General features: G+C 48.7%; 19 protein-coding genes and 1 other RNA gene. 10 read left to right on the top strand and 10 right to left on the bottom strand.

Annotation, left to right across the window (positions count from 1 at the left end):
• Nucleotides 1–31: 31 nt before the first annotated feature.
• The 4 genes from RHN82_RS15380 to smpB form a co-directional block, all read right to left on the bottom strand.
• On the bottom strand, nucleotides 32–3,679 hold the full coding sequence (locus RHN82_RS15380) for an AAA domain-containing protein (RefSeq protein ID WP_310398365.1): 3,648 nt from the start codon (nucleotides 3,677–3,679) through the stop codon (nucleotides 32–34).
• 324 nt (nucleotides 3,680–4,003) lie between these two features.
• Nucleotides 4,004–5,233, bottom strand: coding sequence for an integrase domain-containing protein (locus RHN82_RS15385; RefSeq protein ID WP_001549544.1), 1,230 nt, complete (start codon nucleotides 5,231–5,233; stop codon nucleotides 4,004–4,006).
• A 165-nt stretch (nucleotides 5,234–5,398) separates the two neighbouring features.
• Nucleotides 5,399–5,762, bottom strand: a transfer-messenger RNA (tmRNA) gene (gene ssrA / locus RHN82_RS15390).
• An 89-nt stretch (nucleotides 5,763–5,851) separates the two neighbouring features.
• A complete protein-coding gene (gene smpB / locus RHN82_RS15395) occupies nucleotides 5,852–6,334 on the bottom strand; it encodes an SsrA-binding protein SmpB (RefSeq protein ID WP_003863115.1) in 483 nt (160 codons plus the stop codon).
• A 156-nt stretch (nucleotides 6,335–6,490) separates the two neighbouring features.
• Here smpB and RHN82_RS15400 point away from each other — a divergent pair, with 156 nt between their 5' ends.
• Nucleotides 6,491–6,928, top strand: coding sequence for a type II toxin-antitoxin system RatA family toxin (locus RHN82_RS15400; protein WP_003863117.1), 438 nt, complete (start codon nucleotides 6,491–6,493; stop codon nucleotides 6,926–6,928).
• Nucleotides 6,918–7,205, top strand: coding sequence for an RnfH family protein (locus RHN82_RS15405; RefSeq protein ID WP_003863119.1), 288 nt, complete (start codon nucleotides 6,918–6,920; stop codon nucleotides 7,203–7,205). Before RHN82_RS15400 ends, RHN82_RS15405 begins: the two co-directional genes overlap by 11 nt.
• Before the next feature lie 61 nt (nucleotides 7,206–7,266).
• On the opposite strand, the gene bamE is transcribed toward RHN82_RS15405, so the two are convergent.
• From bamE to nadK, 3 genes are all read right to left on the bottom strand, one after another.
• Nucleotides 7,267–7,605 (bottom strand): outer membrane protein assembly factor BamE, encoded by a 339-nt coding sequence (gene bamE, locus RHN82_RS15410; protein WP_047052218.1) that lies wholly within the window; start codon nucleotides 7,603–7,605, stop codon nucleotides 7,267–7,269.
• Nucleotides 7,606–7,743: 138 nt separating this feature from the next.
• Nucleotides 7,744–9,405: a DNA repair protein RecN gene (gene recN / locus RHN82_RS15415; RefSeq protein ID WP_015571579.1), complete on the bottom strand. Its 1,662-nt coding sequence runs from the start codon at nucleotides 9,403–9,405 to the stop codon at nucleotides 7,744–7,746.
• 85 nt (nucleotides 9,406–9,490) lie between these two features.
• On the bottom strand, nucleotides 9,491–10,369 hold the full coding sequence (gene nadK / locus RHN82_RS15420) for an NAD(+) kinase (protein ID WP_017383004.1): 879 nt from the start codon (nucleotides 10,367–10,369) through the stop codon (nucleotides 9,491–9,493).
• A 122-nt stretch (nucleotides 10,370–10,491) separates the two neighbouring features.
• Here nadK and grpE point away from each other — a divergent pair, with 122 nt between their 5' ends.
• Nucleotides 10,492–11,085, top strand: a complete 594-nt coding sequence (gene grpE / locus RHN82_RS15425) for a nucleotide exchange factor GrpE (RefSeq protein WP_047052216.1) — start codon at nucleotides 10,492–10,494, stop codon at nucleotides 11,083–11,085.
• A 52-nt stretch (nucleotides 11,086–11,137) separates the two neighbouring features.
• Here the strand turns inward: grpE and RHN82_RS15430 are convergent, their stop codons facing one another.
• Both RHN82_RS15430 and RHN82_RS15435 read right to left on the bottom strand, forming a co-directional pair.
• Complete coding sequence (locus RHN82_RS15430) at nucleotides 11,138–12,424, bottom strand: HlyC/CorC family transporter (protein ID WP_026094274.1); 1,287 nt, start codon at nucleotides 12,422–12,424, stop codon at nucleotides 11,138–11,140.
• Between the two features lie 19 nt (nucleotides 12,425–12,443).
• Nucleotides 12,444–13,235, bottom strand: a complete 792-nt coding sequence (locus tag RHN82_RS15435; RefSeq protein ID WP_014832951.1) for an inner membrane protein YpjD — start codon at nucleotides 13,233–13,235, stop codon at nucleotides 12,444–12,446.
• Nucleotides 13,236–13,401: 166 nt separating this feature from the next.
• Between RHN82_RS15435 and ffh the strand changes: the two genes are divergently transcribed.
• The 7 genes from ffh (at nucleotide 13,402) to RHN82_RS15470 (ending at nucleotide 18,819) form a co-directional block, all read left to right on the top strand.
• Nucleotides 13,402–14,763: a signal recognition particle protein gene (ffh, locus tag RHN82_RS15440; protein ID WP_047052214.1), complete on the top strand. Its 1,362-nt coding sequence runs from the start codon at nucleotides 13,402–13,404 to the stop codon at nucleotides 14,761–14,763.
• Between the two features lie 116 nt (nucleotides 14,764–14,879).
• A complete protein-coding gene (rpsP, locus tag RHN82_RS15445; RefSeq protein WP_003863133.1) occupies nucleotides 14,880–15,128 on the top strand; it encodes a 30S ribosomal protein S16 in 249 nt (82 codons plus the stop codon).
• Between the two features lie 15 nt (nucleotides 15,129–15,143).
• On the top strand, nucleotides 15,144–15,683 hold the full coding sequence (gene rimM / locus RHN82_RS15450; protein WP_015571575.1) for a ribosome maturation factor RimM: 540 nt from the start codon (nucleotides 15,144–15,146) through the stop codon (nucleotides 15,681–15,683).
• Between the two features lie 31 nt (nucleotides 15,684–15,714).
• Nucleotides 15,715–16,482: a tRNA (guanosine(37)-N1)-methyltransferase TrmD gene (trmD, locus tag RHN82_RS15455; protein WP_003863138.1), complete on the top strand. Its 768-nt coding sequence runs from the start codon at nucleotides 15,715–15,717 to the stop codon at nucleotides 16,480–16,482.
• A 43-nt stretch (nucleotides 16,483–16,525) separates the two neighbouring features.
• Nucleotides 16,526–16,873 (top strand): 50S ribosomal protein L19, encoded by a 348-nt coding sequence (gene rplS / locus RHN82_RS15460; protein WP_002914145.1) that lies wholly within the window; start codon nucleotides 16,526–16,528, stop codon nucleotides 16,871–16,873.
• Nucleotides 16,874–17,005: 132 nt separating this feature from the next.
• Nucleotides 17,006–17,410, top strand: a complete 405-nt coding sequence (locus RHN82_RS15465) for a DUF2946 domain-containing protein (protein ID WP_047052212.1) — start codon at nucleotides 17,006–17,008, stop codon at nucleotides 17,408–17,410.
• A gap of 38 nt (nucleotides 17,411–17,448) precedes the next feature.
• Nucleotides 17,449–18,819 carry a PepSY domain-containing protein gene (locus RHN82_RS15470; RefSeq protein WP_047052210.1) on the top strand — a complete coding sequence of 457 codons (1,371 nt, stop codon included), beginning with the start codon at nucleotides 17,449–17,451 and terminating at the stop codon, nucleotides 18,817–18,819.
• Nucleotides 18,820–18,821: 2 nt separating this feature from the next.
• Here RHN82_RS15470 and RHN82_RS15475 read toward each other — a convergent pair whose 3' ends face one another.
• The gene (locus RHN82_RS15475; RefSeq protein WP_047052209.1) at nucleotides 18,822–19,307 is read right to left on the bottom strand and encodes an OmpA family protein; all 486 of its coding nucleotides are present in this window, start codon (nucleotides 19,305–19,307) and stop codon (nucleotides 18,822–18,824) included.
• Between the last annotated feature and the right edge of the window lie 3 nt (nucleotides 19,308–19,310).

The following is a 19,310-nucleotide window of genomic DNA, read 5'->3' on the forward strand; positions in this document are numbered from 1 at the left end:
ATAATGAAAAGGAATTTTAACATATATGTTTTTATTTTTCATTTTTATTTCCTTTGTTTGTTATAAAGTTTGATGTAATTAATGAAAGCTTTCTCTCATTTAAAGACAAATCCAGTTTATCAGTTAGTCTTGGAATAAAATCATATTCTTTTGAGTTCTCTCTGGATATACGATTAGACCAAGCCTTGAGGAGTTCATATGAACCGACTATGATCAATTTGTACTTTGCTCTACTAAGTAAAACATTTATACGGCGTTGATTTGATAAAAATCCTAATGCACTCTTAATTGTGCTTTTACCATTGTTTCGTACTAATGAAATTAAGACAATATCAGCTTCGCCACCTTGGAACGAATCAACAGTAAGGCAATAACCATCATTATCATCTGGTGGAATGTAATTATTTAAAAGTGTTTTGAATTGATTTTTTTTCTTTTCAATTTCAATATGCTTTGAAATTAATTTAACTTGATTTGAGTATGGAGAAAGAATTGCCAACTTTATTTTTTTTGTTGGGTTGGAGTTCTTGTCCAAATCTTTGAGAATATCTATGATTGCCTTACATTCACTTTCGTTTGACCAGATTGGTGTATGCTCTCCTGCTCTGTTACCTTTAGTTTTTTGTACATCTGGTTGACTAATCCATACCAGTGCTGGTGTATTTGTGAGGTGAGATTCCTCTTTTAAGTTAAGTACTGATTGAAAATCTTCTGTAAGATACTTCCTTTCTTTATCTTTATCGGTAACTAATTTGTTGTTATAAAAAACATTTGAAATCACTTCTGCAATATGAGGATGCATACGGTGCTGGACTGACAGCATTGAGGATAATTTATTGTTTCTTTTATAATCTTTTCCCTTTATTTTTTCATACATTACGTCTTGTCTTTCATCATCAATAATAAGAGATTCAAATAGATTTACATATTTGGCTGCCCGTAATCCTATTTCTCTTGCTTGATCATCGGTTATTGATGAAAAGTGACTATTACGCATTAGTTCATTTTTTAATTTAAAATTACTTATGCTGTCAACTTCTTCAAAGGTGTTTTTAAGTTTTGTATTATTGGTTAAAATGTTTCTTAACTCAATTGAACGATACGGTGGCAATTGATTGTGATCACCGATCATTAATCGTCGGTAGGATAATAAAAGTGGGCTTATTAATTCTATACCTGTAACCTTTCCACTTTCTTCCATGATCGACCAATCAAATTGTGCTCTTTCTTTTATCATTCTCTCTACATAATCTGAATTAGTTGTAGCAAATATTAAGCTTGCTGATTTAATTAGTTGATTAATTAGTGGGTATCTCTTTACTGGAGGAGCTTTAAGCAAACTGGAAATATTACTTTTTAAACTTTGATTGGAAGAGTTTTTGTATAAAGGGCTTTCTACGAACTTCCGCAAATATTCTAATCCAGTTTCATCGGCACTGTTTAATATTATATTATCTTCGCCAGATATTTTGTTGCATCTAATAATTATGGGATCATTTGTATGTTTGTTTTCAGTAAGTAAATCTTTGACAACTTCGTGATATAGATGTTGAACGGTTGCATGACTCTGTGCGGTAAAGAGTATCCTGCTATTAGGTTCTTCTTTAAAGATAAATTTAGAAATTGCTTTGACTAAGTGAGTTTTACCTACTCCCGGTGGACCTTGTACAAGGTTCATTGGCAATGTTGATAATACTTTTGTAAAAACTCTTTGTTTAGATTCATCCAATGAGTCCATTATATCTTTTGCAATTATATCTTCATTGCTTACTGTGAGATTTGAATTAGGGGAAGTAATTACATTCATCAATTCGATATGATTTTCAAGCATATCCAATGTATTTGCATGTCTTGTTATTTGGCGCAGAGTTCCTTCAATCGAGTCGGGAACAATATAAAAATTCCTCCATTCTGGAAGAGGTTTTTTAGAGATGAAGCTATATATTTCTTGATTGTCTTGATCTGTTTCATAGCCATAAAACTCTAAAAGAATCTCTTCGTCAACTCTACTGAAATCATTATTGTCTACTAAACTCCAGGATACCTTATCGTTGTTTTCACTACTATTTATAATCTTTTCAAGCCTGACAGATGGTGAGTCGATACTTAGCGACTTAGACAGTTCCTCCGTTGTTTCGTCAAATTTGGGAATGAATTTAAAGATCCATGAGCTAATATTATCTGGTTCGCTTTCTTCACTGATGTTTTCTACAGGGAAAATTTCTGCTTTTGCATATGCGATATTTGTAATATGAACGGCAGTTAGGCCCTCCAATAATCGAAGATGTTCTTCATTTCTTTTGTTTTTAGTTTTACCTATATCTTTGAAAATCATTTCCCAAGACAGTAGGCTTAATGAGTTATCATTACTATTCAAAAATTTCCTGGCTTCGTAATGAGTATAACATGATATATTATTACTATTTAGTTCAATGTAATTATCTTTACCAAAGAATCTATTTGGCAACTCTAAATATGCATATTGTGAATAACCTAAATCCCATGTTTTGTCACTCGTTCGATGGTCAGGTTGAAATGGTGTTAGTACATAAAAAAGTTCTTTCCCTTTCAATACTACATCATATCGATTGTGTTCTGAGGTATTAACAAATAATACTGGTGAATCTGATAAATCTTCGCTTACGAAACTCTTTATTATATCAGAGTCATCTCTGGATATTGTGAATTCACTTTTCTCAAAGATTATTTTTTGTATGCAGTGAAATAGCTCTTTTTTATCTTTGGTATTATCAGATTGTTCATACTTAGTGTTTATTGCTAACCCATGAATAGTTTTCGTTTTTTTATAGAATTCAGTAAGCTCATCAATTATACCATCTAAAAACTGTAGAATATCTTTTTCACCAAGAAGTTCTTTTATAGCATTTTGCTGAATAGGTTGGATTCCTAATAGACTACGAATTATAGCTACTTCACTAATTGTCAGATCGTACTTAGAAATGAAGTATTCTGCTGGGAACTGCAGAGATTTAATTTCATTTATATCTATTTTTAAAAAGTTTGCTATTAAAATTCCTAAATCGATCCAATCTGTAGCAAAAGTTGATATTTTACCGTGTTCACCAACAGGCTCAATTTTAGCTCTGGTAAGTGTAGGCATTCGGATTGACCACTCGAAGCCGGTCAATTGAAAATCGTTATAATCATCTGATTCATAATCATATGTTAGAATTGAATTTTCATCTAAATGTCGATGTAACAACCCTTGCGCATGAAGCAAACCAATAGCATTTGTAATTCTACAGATATTTTTCCAGAATCTGATTCTAACTGCCGGATCTTTTAAACGGGTGAGCCAGTGGCTTTTTCTTGGGAGAGATAATGTTCTTTTATTCAATAAGTAAGAAGTAGGTACTCTACCATCAGAATTTAAAACAAGATAGTACCCTTCATTTGTTTTTTTTGATTCAACAGGATTTACTATATAATCTCCTACTCCAGGATATCCCTTTAACCTTTGTAGTTGTCGTAATTCATGTTGCCAAATACTTTCAAGAACTTGTTCATCACTTGAGGTATTTCTTGGCCAATGTTTGATAATGTAACTCTCTCCATCTTTAAGGGTAAGAATTACTTCAGGAATATTTCTATTTGATTCTGTTTTTAGTAGATTTCTTTCTATAATCTCATAATTATCAAACAGTTTATTTTCACTCATAGACCAACCTTATTCATAAATGCTGTGTGAACTTTACGGATGAGAATTGTACATTTAAATGCTACCGCCCCAACATATGCATGTATGCTGTACATTGTATTTATTGCTAACATAAAAAAACAATATATACAATGAGTTAAGTAGTGTTGTTTGGTTTGGATCAAAAAAAAAGCTTCTGAAATTATTTGACCAGCTATTGCTTAATCTCAGAAGCTAAAACAGGGCTTTAATTGGTTAATGCTGGGTGTATGGTTCTAAGTTGTTCGTTGAAAATAGAGATGCAATCCTAGTAATTACCTTTGTTTATTATGTGTTTTTTAATTATTAAGCTGCAATGGCTTTTAGCCTTTGAGCTTGCACATAATCACTCCACCACTGCATGAGAACCACTCGTTCTGCAAGATAATCTGCGCGATTATATGCGGCAATTATTTCATCTTTCTTCGAGTGAGCAAGGGCCGCTTCTAAGACATCTGTCCTGAACTTACCCGACTCCTCTGAGGCCGTTCGTGCAATAGATCTCATTCCATGGGCTACAAGCTCTCCACCAAAGCCCATACGGATTATGGCCGCATTCGCTGTTTGTTCATGCATATGATTGAGTGGAGCTTTGATACTGGGGAAAACCCACTCTCTGTGCCCACTGATGGCTTTCATTGAATCCAAGACTCGCAAAGCTTCTTTGCTTAGTGGAACTTTGTGAGGCTTCTTCATTTTCATAAACTCAGCCGGGATGTTCCACATCGATTTTTCAGTATCTATATCGGCCCATCTCGCACGAACGGCTTCCCCTGGACGAACCCAGGTCAGCAATTGCCATTCAATCAGCAATCTTGTCTCCATACGAACTGAGGCATTGTTTAACACCATTAGGAAGCGGGGTAACTCGGAAGGGGGTAATGCTGGCATATTCTGTTTTTTAGGCTTACTGAACCGTTGCCCAAGGTTGTCAGCCGGATTGAACTCGATAAGTTCTTCAGTCGCGGCCCAGCGAAATATTTCATTTAATCGGGAAATGATTCGCCGTAAGGTTTCGAGGACTCCTCGTTGCTCAATAGGGTCGAGATGTTGCTTTAAGAGTTTGGGTCGGATCTCATTGATAGGAACCTTACCCAAGCCGGGAAATATATTTCTCTCCAAGCTTCGCCAGATGTCTTCTGCATGGTCTTGTGAGATACCAGAGGTCTTTACCTTCTCATCCAACCATTTCCTTGCCACGGCTTGGAGAGTGTGTTCAGTAGCATTCTTTAAGGCATTAGCTTTATCGTTGTTATGAACTTGGGGATCAATGCCATTAGCAAGCAAGGAAAGGTATTCATCTCGTAAGGCTCTGGCTCTTGCCAGTGTAAGGTGAGGATAGGTCCCAAGGCTCATTTTGGTTCTTTTTTTACTCACTGGCACTGCATACCTGAAATACCAATTCTTCTTTCCTCCTTTCGAGAGGGGAGCGATTCGTAGTATCAAACCATCTCCGTCAAACAAGTTGATTTCTTTGTCGGCTGGTTTGGTGCTTTTGATTTCAGTGTCAGTGAGCTTCTTAGCGATTTTTGCCATTTTGGGACCCTCGGTTTTTGGACCCTTCTTAGTGGGTCCCATTCAGGGTGCCATATGTGATAGTTCTCAGCAATTCTCACTGGACGACAATAGACGTAAAAAAGCCCGCAAGGCTGATTCCATGCGGGCTTAGTAGACTTCATTGTACTTCAAACAACTAAAAAGTGGTGGAGCTGGCGGGAGTTGAACCCGCGTCCGAAATTTCTACATCCTCGGTACTACATGCTTAGTTTGTCTTTACATTCGCACGCCAGCTGCGGACAAACACGCCACTAACGAACTAGCCTGATTAGTTTTAACGCTTCAACCCCAGGCAGGGTTTCCACGCGATCTCTTTTGGGTTTGACCTCTCTTTGATCCCCGTCTTAAGAGCGGAAGCTAGGGAGAGAGGGCTCTTAGCAGGTTATTAAGCTGCTAAAGCGTAGTTTTCGTCGTTTGCGACTATTTTTTTGCGGCTTTTAACGAGGCAAACCGCCCCTCGGCATGCACCTTGGGTTTCGCAAATCCCGTCGAATCCAGAATCAGCCCCAATAGTGTTGAACACAGTATACCAGATTTTTCGTCCTCGACACCAGCCTGAAACGCTAACTTATTGAATAGTACAATAAGTGCGCAGAATCAACGTCCTGCGTTTTTCATGATACGTGCTTTGTCGAGCTGCCACTCGCGTGCTTTCAGGTCAGTACGCTTGTCGTGCTGTTTCTTACCTTTCGCCACGCCGATTTTTACTTTGCACCAGGCGTTTTTCCAGTACAAAGAGAGCGCAACTACGGTGAAGCCTTCGCGGTTGATACGTCCGTAGAGGGATTCCAGTTCGCGCTTGTTCAGCAGCAGCTTACGGGTGCGGGTAGGATCGCAGACGTAATGTGAAGAGGCGACGGTCAGCGGCGTAAAGTTCGCGCCGAACAGGAAGGCCTCACCGTCTTTCAGGATCACGTAGCTGTCGCCGATATTGGCTTTCCCGGCACGCAGCGATTTTACTTCCCAGCCCTGCAACGCAAGGCCAGCCTCGAATTCTTCTTCGATGAAATACTCGTGGCGAGCACGCTTGTTAAGCGCAATGGTCGCCGAACCAGGTTTATGTGCTTTTTTCTTCGTCATAAGTGTCGTAAAGCCGTCGGTAATCTGATTTTAAAAAGTCACCTCATTGCGTCCTGTGAGGTCTAACGCGCTATCTTAGCACGAGATAAGGCTTAGCGTTTTTTTAACAGGTGATAAATGTTATTATTTGTCTGTTGTGTGACCATGGAAAATGCTATGCCTCAGATTAGCCGTACCGCGCTTGTTCCCTACAGCGCGGAACAAATGTATCAGTTAGTGAACGACGTTCAGTCCTATCCGGAATTTATTCCGGGATGCACCGGTAGCCGGGTGCTGGAATCCGGCCCGACGCAGATGACTGCGGCCGTGGATGTCTCCAAAGCGGGGATCAGCAAAACGTTCACCACGCGCAATACCCTGACGAGCAATCAGAGTATTTTGATGCATCTGGTGGATGGTCCGTTTAAAAAACTGATGGGAGGGTGGAAGTTTACGCCGCTGAGCGCTGACGCCTGCCGCATTGAGTTTCATCTGGATTTTGAATTTACCAATAAGCTGATCGAACTGGCGTTTGGCCGTATCTTTAAAGAGCTGGCCTCGAATATGGTTCAGGCGTTCACCACGCGCGCCAAAGAGGTTTACAGTGTCGCATAAGATTGCTGTTGAGGTGGTGTATGCGCTGCCGGAGAAGCAGTATTTGCAGCGCGTGACGCTTGAAGAGGGCGCCACCGTTGAGGCGGCTATCCGTGCCTCCGGCATCCTTGAACTTCGCCGTGATATTGACCTGGCGAAGAATAAAGTCGGCATTTATAGCCGTCCGGTTAAGCTCGGTGATGTGCTGAAAGAGGGCGACAGGGTTGAAATCTATCGTCCGCTGATTGCCGACCCGAAAGAGCTGCGCCGTCAGAGAGCAGAGAAATCCGGTAAGTAGCCAAATAAACGTACACAAAAAAGGTGCTCATTGAGCACCTTTTTGCGTTGCTGACGCCTGATTATTTGGTCAGGGCAGGCTTGTTGTCGATGTTGTTCAGCACGCCGGCACTGCTGAAGGTCAGCGTCAGGGTTTGCTGGGTCACATCTTCATGACCAGGCTGCTGGCGGAATACATAGAACCAGGTGTTTGTGCCGAACGGATCGGACATCATCGGAGTTCCCAGGGCATAAGCGACCTGCTGTTGTGTCATACCCACGCGGATTTTGGACACATCGTTAGGGGTAAGGTAGTTCCCCTGGTTGATGTCAGGACGGTAAACCACTTTCTCCAGAGTGGAACAGCCTGCGGTCAACATCAGAAGAACCGCTGCGGCAGCGGTCAGCGTTTTACAGCGCATAGTGATTTGATTCCTTTTCGGGCCCGAGCAGTACGCGGCTCATATGTAATATGCCGATGATAATAGACCTTGCCCCACTTTGAAACCGGTCTGGCGGCGTTTTTGTTGTTCTGTATGACCCTGAGATCCCGAAAAAGTTTATGCCGCCAGCAGTTCTTTCGCATTCGCAAGCGTATTGCGGGTGACTTCACTGCCGCCGAGCAAGCGTGCCAGTTCCTGCAAGCGTGAGCGTTTATCCAGCGGTTTCATGTGCGTTTCCGTCATTTCGCCATCGGTTTCCTTGCTGACGATAAAGTGGTGATGACCACATCCGGCGACCTGCGGCAGGTGAGTCACACACATGACCTGCGTCGATTCACCTAACTGACGCAGCAGTTTGCCGACAACGGCCGCGGTCGGGCCGCTAATACCCACATCCACCTCATCGAAAATCAACGCCGGGGTTTCCATTTTACGGGCGGTAATCACCTGAATGGCCAGGGCGATACGCGACAGTTCACCGCCGGAAGCCACTTTCGAAATTGCCTGCAAAGGCTGACCCGGGTTGGTGGTGACGCGGAATTCTACGCGGTCTGCGCCTTCCGCCGTCAGGTGATTCTCTTCAAAGCGAACATCTATGGTGAATACCCCATGCGGCATCGCCAGCGTATGCATGCTGTCGGTAATGTGCTGGCTAAGCTCCAGGGCATAGTGTTGCCGCACGTCGTGCAGCCGTTTCGCCGTTTCCAGCGCCTGCTGATGATGCAGATTGACCGCCAGAGACAAGGTTTCAAGGGAATCGGCCTGATCGTCCAGCTGCTGCTGTTCCTCCAGCAGAGACTGATAGTAATTCGGCAGCTCTTCCGGGGTAACGTGATGCTTACGCGCCAGTGAAATCTGACGGGAGATGCGTTGCTCAAGCTCGAACAGACGGTTCGGGTCGAGATCCAGACGTTCACAGTAGTGGCGCAGCTCATCCCCGGCTTCTGAAATCTGAATCGCGGCCTCTTCCAGCATTTCCAGTACGCCAGAAAGCTTATTGTCCATACCGGTCAGTTCGGTCACAAGCTGACGCACGTTATACAGCTGGCTCTGCAAATTCACGTCTTCGCCATCCGCCAGCATGTTCAGGGCAGTCTGGCTGGTGGAGAGCAGCTGACCGCTGTTGGCCAGACGCTTGTACTCTTCGTCGATTTGCTCAAATTCACCCGCCTGCGGGTTAAATTCGTTCAGCTCTTTCAGCTGATATTCCAGCAGCTCGGCGCGCGCGGTACGCTCCTGGCTTTGCTGCTGATGCTGTGCAAGTTCGCGGCAGCTTTGATGCCACTGACGATAGTGCTCCGCCATGAGTTGAGTAAGTGCGTACTCACCTGCGTAGCCATCAAGCAGGGCTTTCTGTTGTTCGGGTTTGATTAACTGCTGGTGCGCATGCTGACCATGGATCTGGATGAGCAACTGGCCCAGCTCGCGAAGCTGGGAGAGGGGAACCGCTGTACCATTGATAAAACCGCGGGAGCGGCCATCGCTGCTGATGACGCGGCGAAGTAAACACTCACGTCCGTCTTCTAGCTGGTTCGCTTCCAGCCAGCGCAGGGCGGCAGGTGTGTCTTTTAACGAGAAGCGGGCGCAGAGATCGGCACGGGCTGCGCCTGTGCGCACCATATCCCCCTCTGCACGACCGCCGAGGCACAAGCCGAGGGCATCAATGGCAATAGATTTACCTGCACCGGTTTCACCGGTAATCGCCGTCATTCCGCTATGGAAGTCGATCTCAAGCTCACGAACAATGGCAAAGTTGCTGATGGTCAGTTGTGCCAGCATAATTGTTTTCCTGTATGAAAAACCATAACTGTGTTTGTATACAGTATAAACTGGTTTTATATACAGTAAAGTGCTGGATGCAAAATCAGAACAATTTTTTTGACCAGCCGAGCTTGGAGCTTAATGTGTTGAAATAGCTGTAATCTTTCGGGTGAATCAGGTTCAGATGGTAATCGCAGCGGCGAATGAGGACATCTTCACCTTCCTGAATGGGGAGCGCAATCTGACTGTCGCAGCTGATCTCCAGGTCGTTACGGCGATGGGAAAAACGCAGGCGGATGGTGCTGTCGCCGTTGATCACCAGCGGACGCGCCGAGAGCGTATGCGGGAACATCGGCACCAGGGTAATGGCATCCAGCGATGGCGTCAGGATTGGGCCTCCGGCTGAAAGCGAGTAGGCAGTTGACCCCGTCGGGGTTGAAATAATCAGCCCGTCAGAACGCTGCGAGAAAGCGAAGATTTCGTCGATATAGACTTCGAACTCGATCATGTGCGCCACTTTACCGGGGTGGAGAACCACCTCGTTTATGGCGGTGCTGATGCGCTTCTGGCAGTCCTGCTGACACACCTGGGCTTCCAGTAAAAACCGTTTTTCACTGATATAGTGGCCTTCCAGCACGTCCGCCAGCTGCTGCTGCGCATTGTCCGGGTCGAGGTCGGTCAGGAAACCGAGATTGCCACGGTTAATACCAATAACCTTAATATCATAGCGAGCCAGCGTTCGCGCCGCGCCCAGCATATTGCCGTCGCCACCGACCACCACGGCGAGATCCGCCTGCTGGCCAATTTCCGCCAGCGTGCCGGTTCTGACGCTTTTAAGCTGCAACTCCTGGGCAATCTGCTGCTCGACCATCACTTCATAGCCTTTACCACACAGCCAGCGATACAACATTTCATGTGTCGTCAATGCGGTAGGGTGACGCGGATGGCCGACGATCCCAATACACCTGAAATGATTATTCATTTTCTGGAGGTCCTTGTGCCTGATGAATGATGACAATCTGCCTTGTTCCCTTGAATCCAGGAAACTGATCCCCATAATAAGCGAAGTTAGCGAGATGAATGCAGAAAAACGCGGAGAAATTCATGAGTAGTAAAGAACAGAAAACGCCTGAGGGGCAAGCCCCTGAAGAAATTATCATGGAACAGCACGATGAAGTTGAGGCAGTAGAGCCAGACACGTCTGCTGAGCAGGTGGACCCGCGCGATGAAAAAATTGCCAACCTGGAAGCTCAGTTGGTAGAAGCGCAGAATCGCGAACGCGATGGCGTACTGCGTATCAAAGCGGAAATGGAAAACCTGCGCCGTCGTACCGAGCTGGACGTTGAAAAGGCGCACAAATTTGCGCTGGAGAAATTCGTCAACGAACTGCTTCCGGTGATCGACAGCCTGGATCGCGCGCTGGAAGTGGCGGATAAAGCTAACCCGGATAACGCGGCGATGATTGAAGGCATTGAGCTGACGCTGAAATCCATGCTGGATGTGGTGCGTAAGTTCGGTGTTGAAGTGATTGCCGATACGGATGTACCGCTGGATCCAAACGTTCACCAGGCCATTGCGATGGTGGAATCCGAAGACGTTGCCGCGGGTAACGTGCTGGGCGTGATGCAGAAAGGGTATACCCTGAACGGTCGTACTATTCGCGCTGCGATGGTGACCGTGGCGAAAGCGAAAGCGTAATTTGCCGACCCGTAGTGCCGGGTGGCGGCTTCGCCTTACCCGGCCTACAACATTACTCGGCGATACTTTCGCGTAAAGGTTTAACGGGCAGGACCTTCACCTGCTTAATCATATTGTCCTGAACGTCCAGAATATCGATATCATACTGTTCAATACGCACGCGCGTGCCTGCCGCCGGGATCTCTTCCAGCGCTTCCAGGATCATTCCGTTCATCGTCCGCGCTTCGTCTTCCGGCAAATGCCAGTTGAACGCTTTATTGATTTCACGAATGTTGGCGCTGCCGTCGATAAGCACTGACCCGTCGTTTTGCGGGGTGACTTCTTCCGCAAGGGAAGGCGACATTGACGTGGTAAAGTCCCCGACAATCTCTTCCAGAATATCTTCGACCGTCACCAGCCCCTGTATGTCGCCGTATTCATCCACCACCAGGCCGACTTTCTTCTTGTTTCGCTGGAACTTCACCAGCTGTGTGCTGAGTGGGGTGCCTTCCGGCACGTAGTAAATTTCGTCGGCGGCGCGCAGCATCACCTCTTTGGTGAACTCGTTTTTCTCGGTCATCAGACGATAGGCCTCGCGCACGCGCAGCATGCTGATGGCATCGTCGAGGGAATCGCGATAGAGGACGATACGCCCGTGCGGGGAGTGCGTCAGCTGGCGGACAATGGCCTTCCAGTCGTCGTTGATATCAATCCCGACGATTTCATTGCGCGGCACCATGATGTCGTCAACGCTGACCTTTTCCAGATCCAGCACCGACAGGAGCATGTCCTGATTGCGGCGGGAGATCTGCGAGCGGGATTCGTTCACGATTGTACGCAGTTCGTCTTTGCTGAGCGCGCTACTGATGGTGACGTCTGCCTTTATACCGACCATGCGCATCAGCACCCGTGTCACCATATTCAGCAGCCAGACCAGCGGCATCATCAGAATAAGCAGCGGTGCTAACAGGAAGCTGCTCGGGTAGGCGACTTTTTCCGGGTAAAGCGCCGCGATGGTTTTGGGCAGCACTTCCGCAAACACCAGCACCACAAACGTGAGCACGCCTGTGGCAATCGCCACGCCTGCGTTGCCGTACAGACGCATCCCGACGATGGTGCCCAGTGCAGAGGCGAGAATATTGACCAGGTTGTTACCGATAAGCACCAGGCTAATCAGACGGTCCGGCTTACGCAGAAGCTTTTCGACACGACGCGCGGCACGGTTACCCTGCTTGGCGCGATGACGTAACCGGTAGCGGTTCAGCGTCATCATGCCGGTTTCAGAGCCAGAGAAATAAGCGGAGATGACCACCATGATGACCAGAATGACGATCAGCGTGGTGGTAGAGATGTGTTCCAGGGGGAACTCCTTTTGTTACTTAGCCAGCAAATTGCTGTATGAAGCGGCTGCCAAAATAGGCAAGCGTGAGAATGCCCGCACCCGCAACGTTGAACCAGACCACGCGGCGACCGCGCCAGCCTTCATGATAATGGCCCCATAACAGGACAATATAGACAAACCACGCGATGATGGAGAGGACCGCTTTATCGATATTCTCCACGCTGAACAGGTTTTTCATATAAAACAAGCCCGTGCACAGCGTCAGGGTCAGCAGAACCACACCGACCTGGGTGATGTGGAACATTTTACGCTCAATCACCATCAGCGGCGGCATTTCGTGGTTAAACGCCAGCTTTTTATTTTTCAGCTGGTAGTCAATCCAGGCGAGCTGCATGGCGTAAAGGGCGGCGATGATCAGCGTCGCGTAGGAGAACAGCGACAGGCCAATATGGACCAGCATCCCCGGCGTGGCTTCCAGGTGAGTAATAAACTCATTGGGCATGAACGTGGCTAACGCCAGGTTGATCAGTGCAAAAGCGTAGACTATCGGCAGCAGCAGCCAGCCACGGTTTTTAGACGCGACAATGGTCATGACCGTACAGATCATCAGGCTGACCAGCGAGCCGACGTTCAGTACGCTCAGATTTTGTACGCTGCCGTCGCCGGGAATGATGCGTGATTCCAGCGCAAACGCATGGCTAATCAGTGCGATCACTGCCGAAAGAATAGCCATGCGCCGCCAGCCGCTGTTTTTTTGCAGCAGGCCAGGAATGATCAGCGCGAGGCTGACAGAGTAGGCAACAAGGGCGATCAGTGCGAAAACAGGCATATAGGCGTCGACAGTTGTCTTAATAAGAAAGAGAAGCAGTATAACGTTACGTGACGCCTGCTCCAACCGTTGCATAACAACAAAGGCGCCTTCATGTTATACTCCGGCAAAATTCTGTGTATGTGTCGCCCAGGCGACCTAACGTTTCTACCCCAGGCGAGAGACAATGTTTGATAATTTAACCGATCGTTTGTCGCGCACGCTGCGCAACATCAGCGGCCGTGGACGCCTCACCGAAGAGAACATCAAGGAAACGCTGCGCGAAGTGCGCATGGCGCTGCTGGAAGCAGACGTTGCGTTGCCGGTCGTGCGTGATTTTATCAACCGCGTGAAAGAGAAAGCGGTTGGTCATGAAGTGAACAAGAGCCTGACCCCGGGTCAGGAGTTCGTCAAAATCGTCCGTAACGAACTGGTTTCGGCGATGGGCGAAGAGAACCAGGTGCTTAACCTGGCGGCTCAGCCGCCGGCCGTCGTGCTGATGGCGGGTCTGCAAGGTGCGGGTAAAACCACCAGCGTTGGTAAGCTGGGGAAATTCCTGCGCGAAAAGCACAAGAAAAAGGTGCTGGTGGTGTCGGCGGACGTGTATCGCCCGGCGGCGATCAAACAGCTTGAAACGCTGGCCGAGCAGGTTGGCGTAGACTTCTTCCCGTCCGACGTGGCGCAGAAGCCTGTCGATATCGTTAACGCGGCGCTGAAAGAGGCGAAGCTGAAATTCTACGACGTGCTGCTGGTGGATACCGCCGGTCGTCTGCACGTTGACGAAGCGATGATGGACGAAATCAAGCAGGTGCATGCTTCTATCAATCCGGTAGAGACCCTGTTTGTTGTTGACGCCATGACCGGTCAGGATGCGGCGAATACCGCAAAAGCGTTTAACGAAGCCCTGCCGTTAACCGGCGTGGTGCTGACCAAAGTCGACGGCGATGCCCGCGGCGGTGCGGCACTGTCTATTCGTCATATCACCGGTAAGCCAATTAAGTTCCTCGGCGTAGGCGAGAAAACCGAAGCGCTGGAGCCGTTCCATCCGGATCGTATTGCCTCTCGTATCCTCGGCATGGGCGACGTGCTGTCGCTGATCGAAGATATTGAAAGCAAGGTTGACCGCGCGCAGGCCGAGAAGCTGGCCAGCAAGCTGAAAAAGGGCGACGGTTTCGATCTGACCGACTTCCTTGAGCAGCTGCGTCAGATGAAAAACATGGGCGGCATGGCAAGCCTGATGGGCAAACTGCCAGGCATGGGCCAGATCCCGGACAACGTCAAATCCCAGATGGATGACAAAGTGCTGGTGCGTATGGAGGCCATCATCAACTCGATGACGCTGAAAGAGCGCGCGAAGCCAGAAATCATCAAAGGTTCCCGCAAGCGCCGTATCGCAGCCGGTTGCGGCATGCAGGTGCAGGACGTTAACCGCCTTCTGAAACAGTTCGACGACATGCAGCGCATGATGAAGAAAATGAAGAAAGGCGGCATGGCGAAGATGATGCGCGGCATGAAAGGCATGATGCCGCCCGGTTTTCATGGGCGATAATCGCTTTTGAGATTGCTTTTTGCCCGGAAATGAGTAAAATTTTCGGGCTTTTAATATGACACCCGGGCTCCGTTCCTCGATGGGGCCCGGTTGTTTTATTCACACAAGAGGATGTTATGGTAACTATTCGTTTAGCACGTCACGGCGCTAAAAAGCGTCCGTTCTACCAGGTTGTTGTGACTGACAGCCGTAATGCACGCAACGGTCGCTTCATCGAGCGCGTTGGTTTCTTCAACCCACTGGCCGCTGGCGCAGAAGAAGAAACCCGTCTGGATCTGGATCGTATCGCTCACTGGGTTGGCCAGGGCGCTACTGTTTCCGATCGCGTTGCTACGCTGATCAAAGCAGCAAACAAAGCAGCTTAATCTGTCACGGTGGTCATGATGAGCAATAAAGCACCTGTTGAACCGATCGTATTGGGAAAAATGGGTTCTTGCTACGGTATCCGTGGTTGGCTCAGAGTGTTTTCCTCCACTGAAGACGCTGATAGCATTTTTAATTACCAGCCCTGGTTTATCCAGAAAGCCGGTAAGTGGGAAGAGGTCGAGCTGGAAAGCTGGCGTCACCACAATCAGGACATCATCATCAAGCTGAAAGGCATTGACGATCGTGATGCCGCGAATGCGCTGACTAATTGTGAAATTGTCGTGGATTCGTCGCAGTTGCCACAGCTGGAAGAGGGTGACTACTACTGGAAAGACCTTATGGGTTGCCAGGTAGTGACCACTGAAGGCTACAGCCTCGGAAAAGTCATCGACATGATGGAAACCGGGTCAAATGACGTTCTCGTCATTAAGGCAAACCTGAAAGATGCATTTGGCATCAAGGAGCGGTTGGTTCCGTTCCTCGATGGACAGGTTATCAAGAAAGTCGATCTCACTACTCAAACCATTGAAGTAGATTGGGATCCTGGTTTTTAAATTCTCCGGATAAACGGTAAAAGACGGCGCTATGTGGATTGGCATAATTAGCCTGTTTCCTGAAATGTTCCGCGCGATTACCGATTACGGGGTAACTGGCCGGGCAGTAAAGAATGGCCTGCTGAGCATCCAGAGCTGGAGTCCTCGTGACTTCACGCACGACCGGCACCGTACCGTGGACGATCGTCCTTACGGCGGCGGACCGGGGATGTTGATGATGGTGCAACCCTTACGGGACGCTATTCACACAGCAAAAGCCGCGGCAGGTGAAGGCGCGAAGGTGATTTATCTGTCACCTCAGGGACGCAAGCTTGATCAAGCGGGCGTGAGCGAACTGGCGACGAATCAAAAGCTGATTCTGGTCTGTGGTCGCTACGAAGGGATAGATGAGCGCGTAATTCAAACCGAGATTGACGAAGAATGGTCTATCGGCGATTACGTTCTCAGCGGTGGTGAGTTACCGGCAATGACGCTGATTGACTCCGTCGCCCGGTTTATTCCGGGGGTTCTGGGCCATGAAGCTTCGGCAACGGAAGATTCCTTTGCCGATGGGTTGCTGGACTGTCCACACTATACTCGTCCTGAAGTGTTAGAAGGGATGGAAGTCCCGGCAGTGTTACTGTCTGGAAACCATGCCGAGATACGTCGCTGGCGTTTGAAGCAGTCGCTGGGCCGAACCTGGCTTAGAAGACCTGAACTTCTGGAAAACCTGGCTCTGACTGAAGAGCAAGCAAAGTTGCTGGCCGAGTTCAAAACTGAACACGCGCACCAGCAGCATGAACATGATGGGAAAGCGTAATACGCTCCCGAATATCAGTTTACCCAGGATAAGAGATTAAATTATGAGCAACATTATTAAGCAACTTGAACAAGAGCAGATGAAGCAGGACGTACCTTCCTTCCGTCCAGGTGACACCGTGGAAGTGAAAGTATGGGTTGTTGAAGGTTCCAAAAAACGTCTGCAGGCATTCGAGGGCGTGGTTATCGCTATTCGTAACCGCGGTCTGCACTCTGCATTCACTGTTCGTAAAATTTCCAACGGCGAAGGCGTTGAGCGTGTCTTCCAGACTCACTCTCCGGTAGTTGACAGCATTGCTGTTAAACGTCGTGGTGCTGTACGTAAAGCTAAACTGTACTACCTGCGTGAGCGTACTGGTAAGTCTGCTCGTATTAAAGAGCGTCTGAACTAAGATTCGCTTAAGCGACATCCTGTTAGAAAGGGCTGGCCGAAAGGCTGGCCCTTTTTTTATCCCATCGCACCTCTCGCGTTAACCCTTCCGTCATAAATCATTTACAATGTTCGCCTCTTGGGTGGAGGGTAAGTGGATAACGTACTGCATCAGCATAACTGGAAACGCGCAGCGGCATTGACCGCGCTGTTTGCGATCCTGCTGATCGTCGTGGCGCCGCTGATCTCCGTCTCACTGCAAAAAGATCCCATGAGCGCCATGCCGGGCATGCACCATGACATGAGCATGATGTCGATGGACGAGCATCATGGTGATATGCCGCATTCCATGCCAGTTGACCATGCGGAGGCGTGCGGCTACTGCGTGCTGTTAGCGCATGTGCCGGGCGTAATGCTGGCGCTTATCGTTCTGCTCAGCGTGGTGTTGCAACGGCTGCGCGTGAAACCGCCTCGTCAGGCGGTCAGCCACTGGCACTTTTTCCCCTGGCTTTACCCCGATACCCGCGCGCCGCCGCGTCGGTCTGCTTTCTCCCTTTAAAACAAAATCACTCACTTTTTGCCTTAAAAAGGAAAAGTATGACTACCTGCACTCCGCGCGCGGCATGGGGAAACCTGCTGCGTCGCCTCCATTTCTATATTGGGCTGTTTGTCGGTCCGTTTATCTTCTTCGCAGCGCTGACCGGAACGCTGTACGTCGCCACGCCGCAGCTTGAAAATGCGCTGTACCATCATGCACTCCACACGGATGCCGTGGGTGAGGCGCAGCCTCTTGCTGAACAAATTGCCGTGGCAGAAAAGGCCGTGGGTTCAGCGCTGCGTTTACATGCTGTTCGTCCGGGGCTGGAAGAGGGCGAAACGACCCGCGTGATGTTTGCCGACCCGGCGCTGGGTCCCTCCGAGCATCGGGCTATTTTTATTGATCCCGCCAGCCTTGAGGTTCGAGGGGATATGACCGTGTACGGCACCAGCGGGATTTTACCGCTGCGTCAGACTATCGATTATCTGCATACCTCGCTGATGCTGGGCAACCTCGGGCGCCTCTATAGCGAGTTAGCCGCCTCGTGGATGTGGGTTGCTGCCCTGGGCGGGATCGCGCTGTGGTTCTACACCCGACCGAAGCGCCGTATTAACAATCGTTTCCAGAATCGTCGTCGCCTGCATGTAATTCTGGGCTGGACATTACTGGCCGGAATGCTGCTGTTCTCAGCTACCGGATTAACCTGGTCACAATGGGCCGGTGGCAACGTCGATAAGCTGCGTGCAGAGATGAACTGGCTGACGCCGCAGGTAAACACCACTCTTTCCGGTGCGCCGGAAATGAGGGATGAACATGCCGAACATCGTGGTCATCACGGGGGAATGACGATGCCTGAAATGCCTGTCGAGCTGTCGCTTTTTGACAGCGTATTGCAGGCTGCCCGCCGGTCAGGGATTGATGCGAAAAAGGTTGAGATCCGCCCGGCAAGCAGGAACGACCAGGCCTGGACAGTGACGGAAATCGATCGCCGCTGGCCAACACAGGTTGATGCCGTTGCCGTGGATCCCCACTCACTGGAGGTGCTGGACAGTACTCGCTTCGGGAATTTCCCGCTGATGGCTAAACTCACCCGCTGGGGCGTGGATTTCCATATGGGGATCCTGTTTGGTCTGGCAAATCAGCTGCTGCTCATCGCGTTTGGCGTTGCGCTGTGTGTGTTGATTATCTGGGGATACCGGATGTGGTGGATGCGTCGCCCTGCAACGTCAGCCGCGAACCCGGTACAAACGCTCTGTCAAAGCTGGCTGGCATTGCCGCTGTGGGGAAGGGGAGTGACGTTCATGATAAGCATCCTGCTGGGGCTGGCGTTGCCGGTAATGGGCGTCAGTCTGGCGGTCTTTATTGTGATTGACTGGCTGCGCTGGCGAGCGGGTTCAGGTGTGTCGCTCGCCGGGACATCTGTTAAATAGCCTTAAGGCGTGCTGATGACTACCGCAACCCGGCGGTTTTCAGCGCGCCCCTGCGCAGTGCGGTTGCTGCTGACAGGGTATTTTTTGCCTAAGCCCCGCGTAGTGAGATTGCTGCGCGGGATGTTCGCGCCCTTCGCCCAGGCATCCGCCACAACATTGGCGCGTTTTAACGAAAGCGCTTCGTTGTAGCTCTCTTCGCCATAGTTATCCGTATGGCCATCCATCCGGGCATGGTTCAGACCGGTTGCCGCCAGGCGTGAGGCCATAGTCTGGATCTGCGTTTCACTTTCCGGGCGCAGCCTGGCATCATTTTTATCAAACAGGATCTTATCCGACAGCCCCAGAGACCAGTCGCCATTCAGTTCGTTAAAGCCGTAGGATTTCATGGCCGCAATTTGCTCTGGCGTGAATTTTCCTTCAGGCGATGACTGGCAACCGGACATTACCAGTGATGCCAGTAACAACGGCGCAAAATATCGCTTTAACATATC

It is taken from the genome of Enterobacter cloacae complex sp. EB5 (assembly GCF_031432835.1).
GTDB classification, from domain to species: Bacteria; Pseudomonadota; Gammaproteobacteria; order Enterobacterales; family Enterobacteriaceae; genus Enterobacter; species Enterobacter hormaechei_C.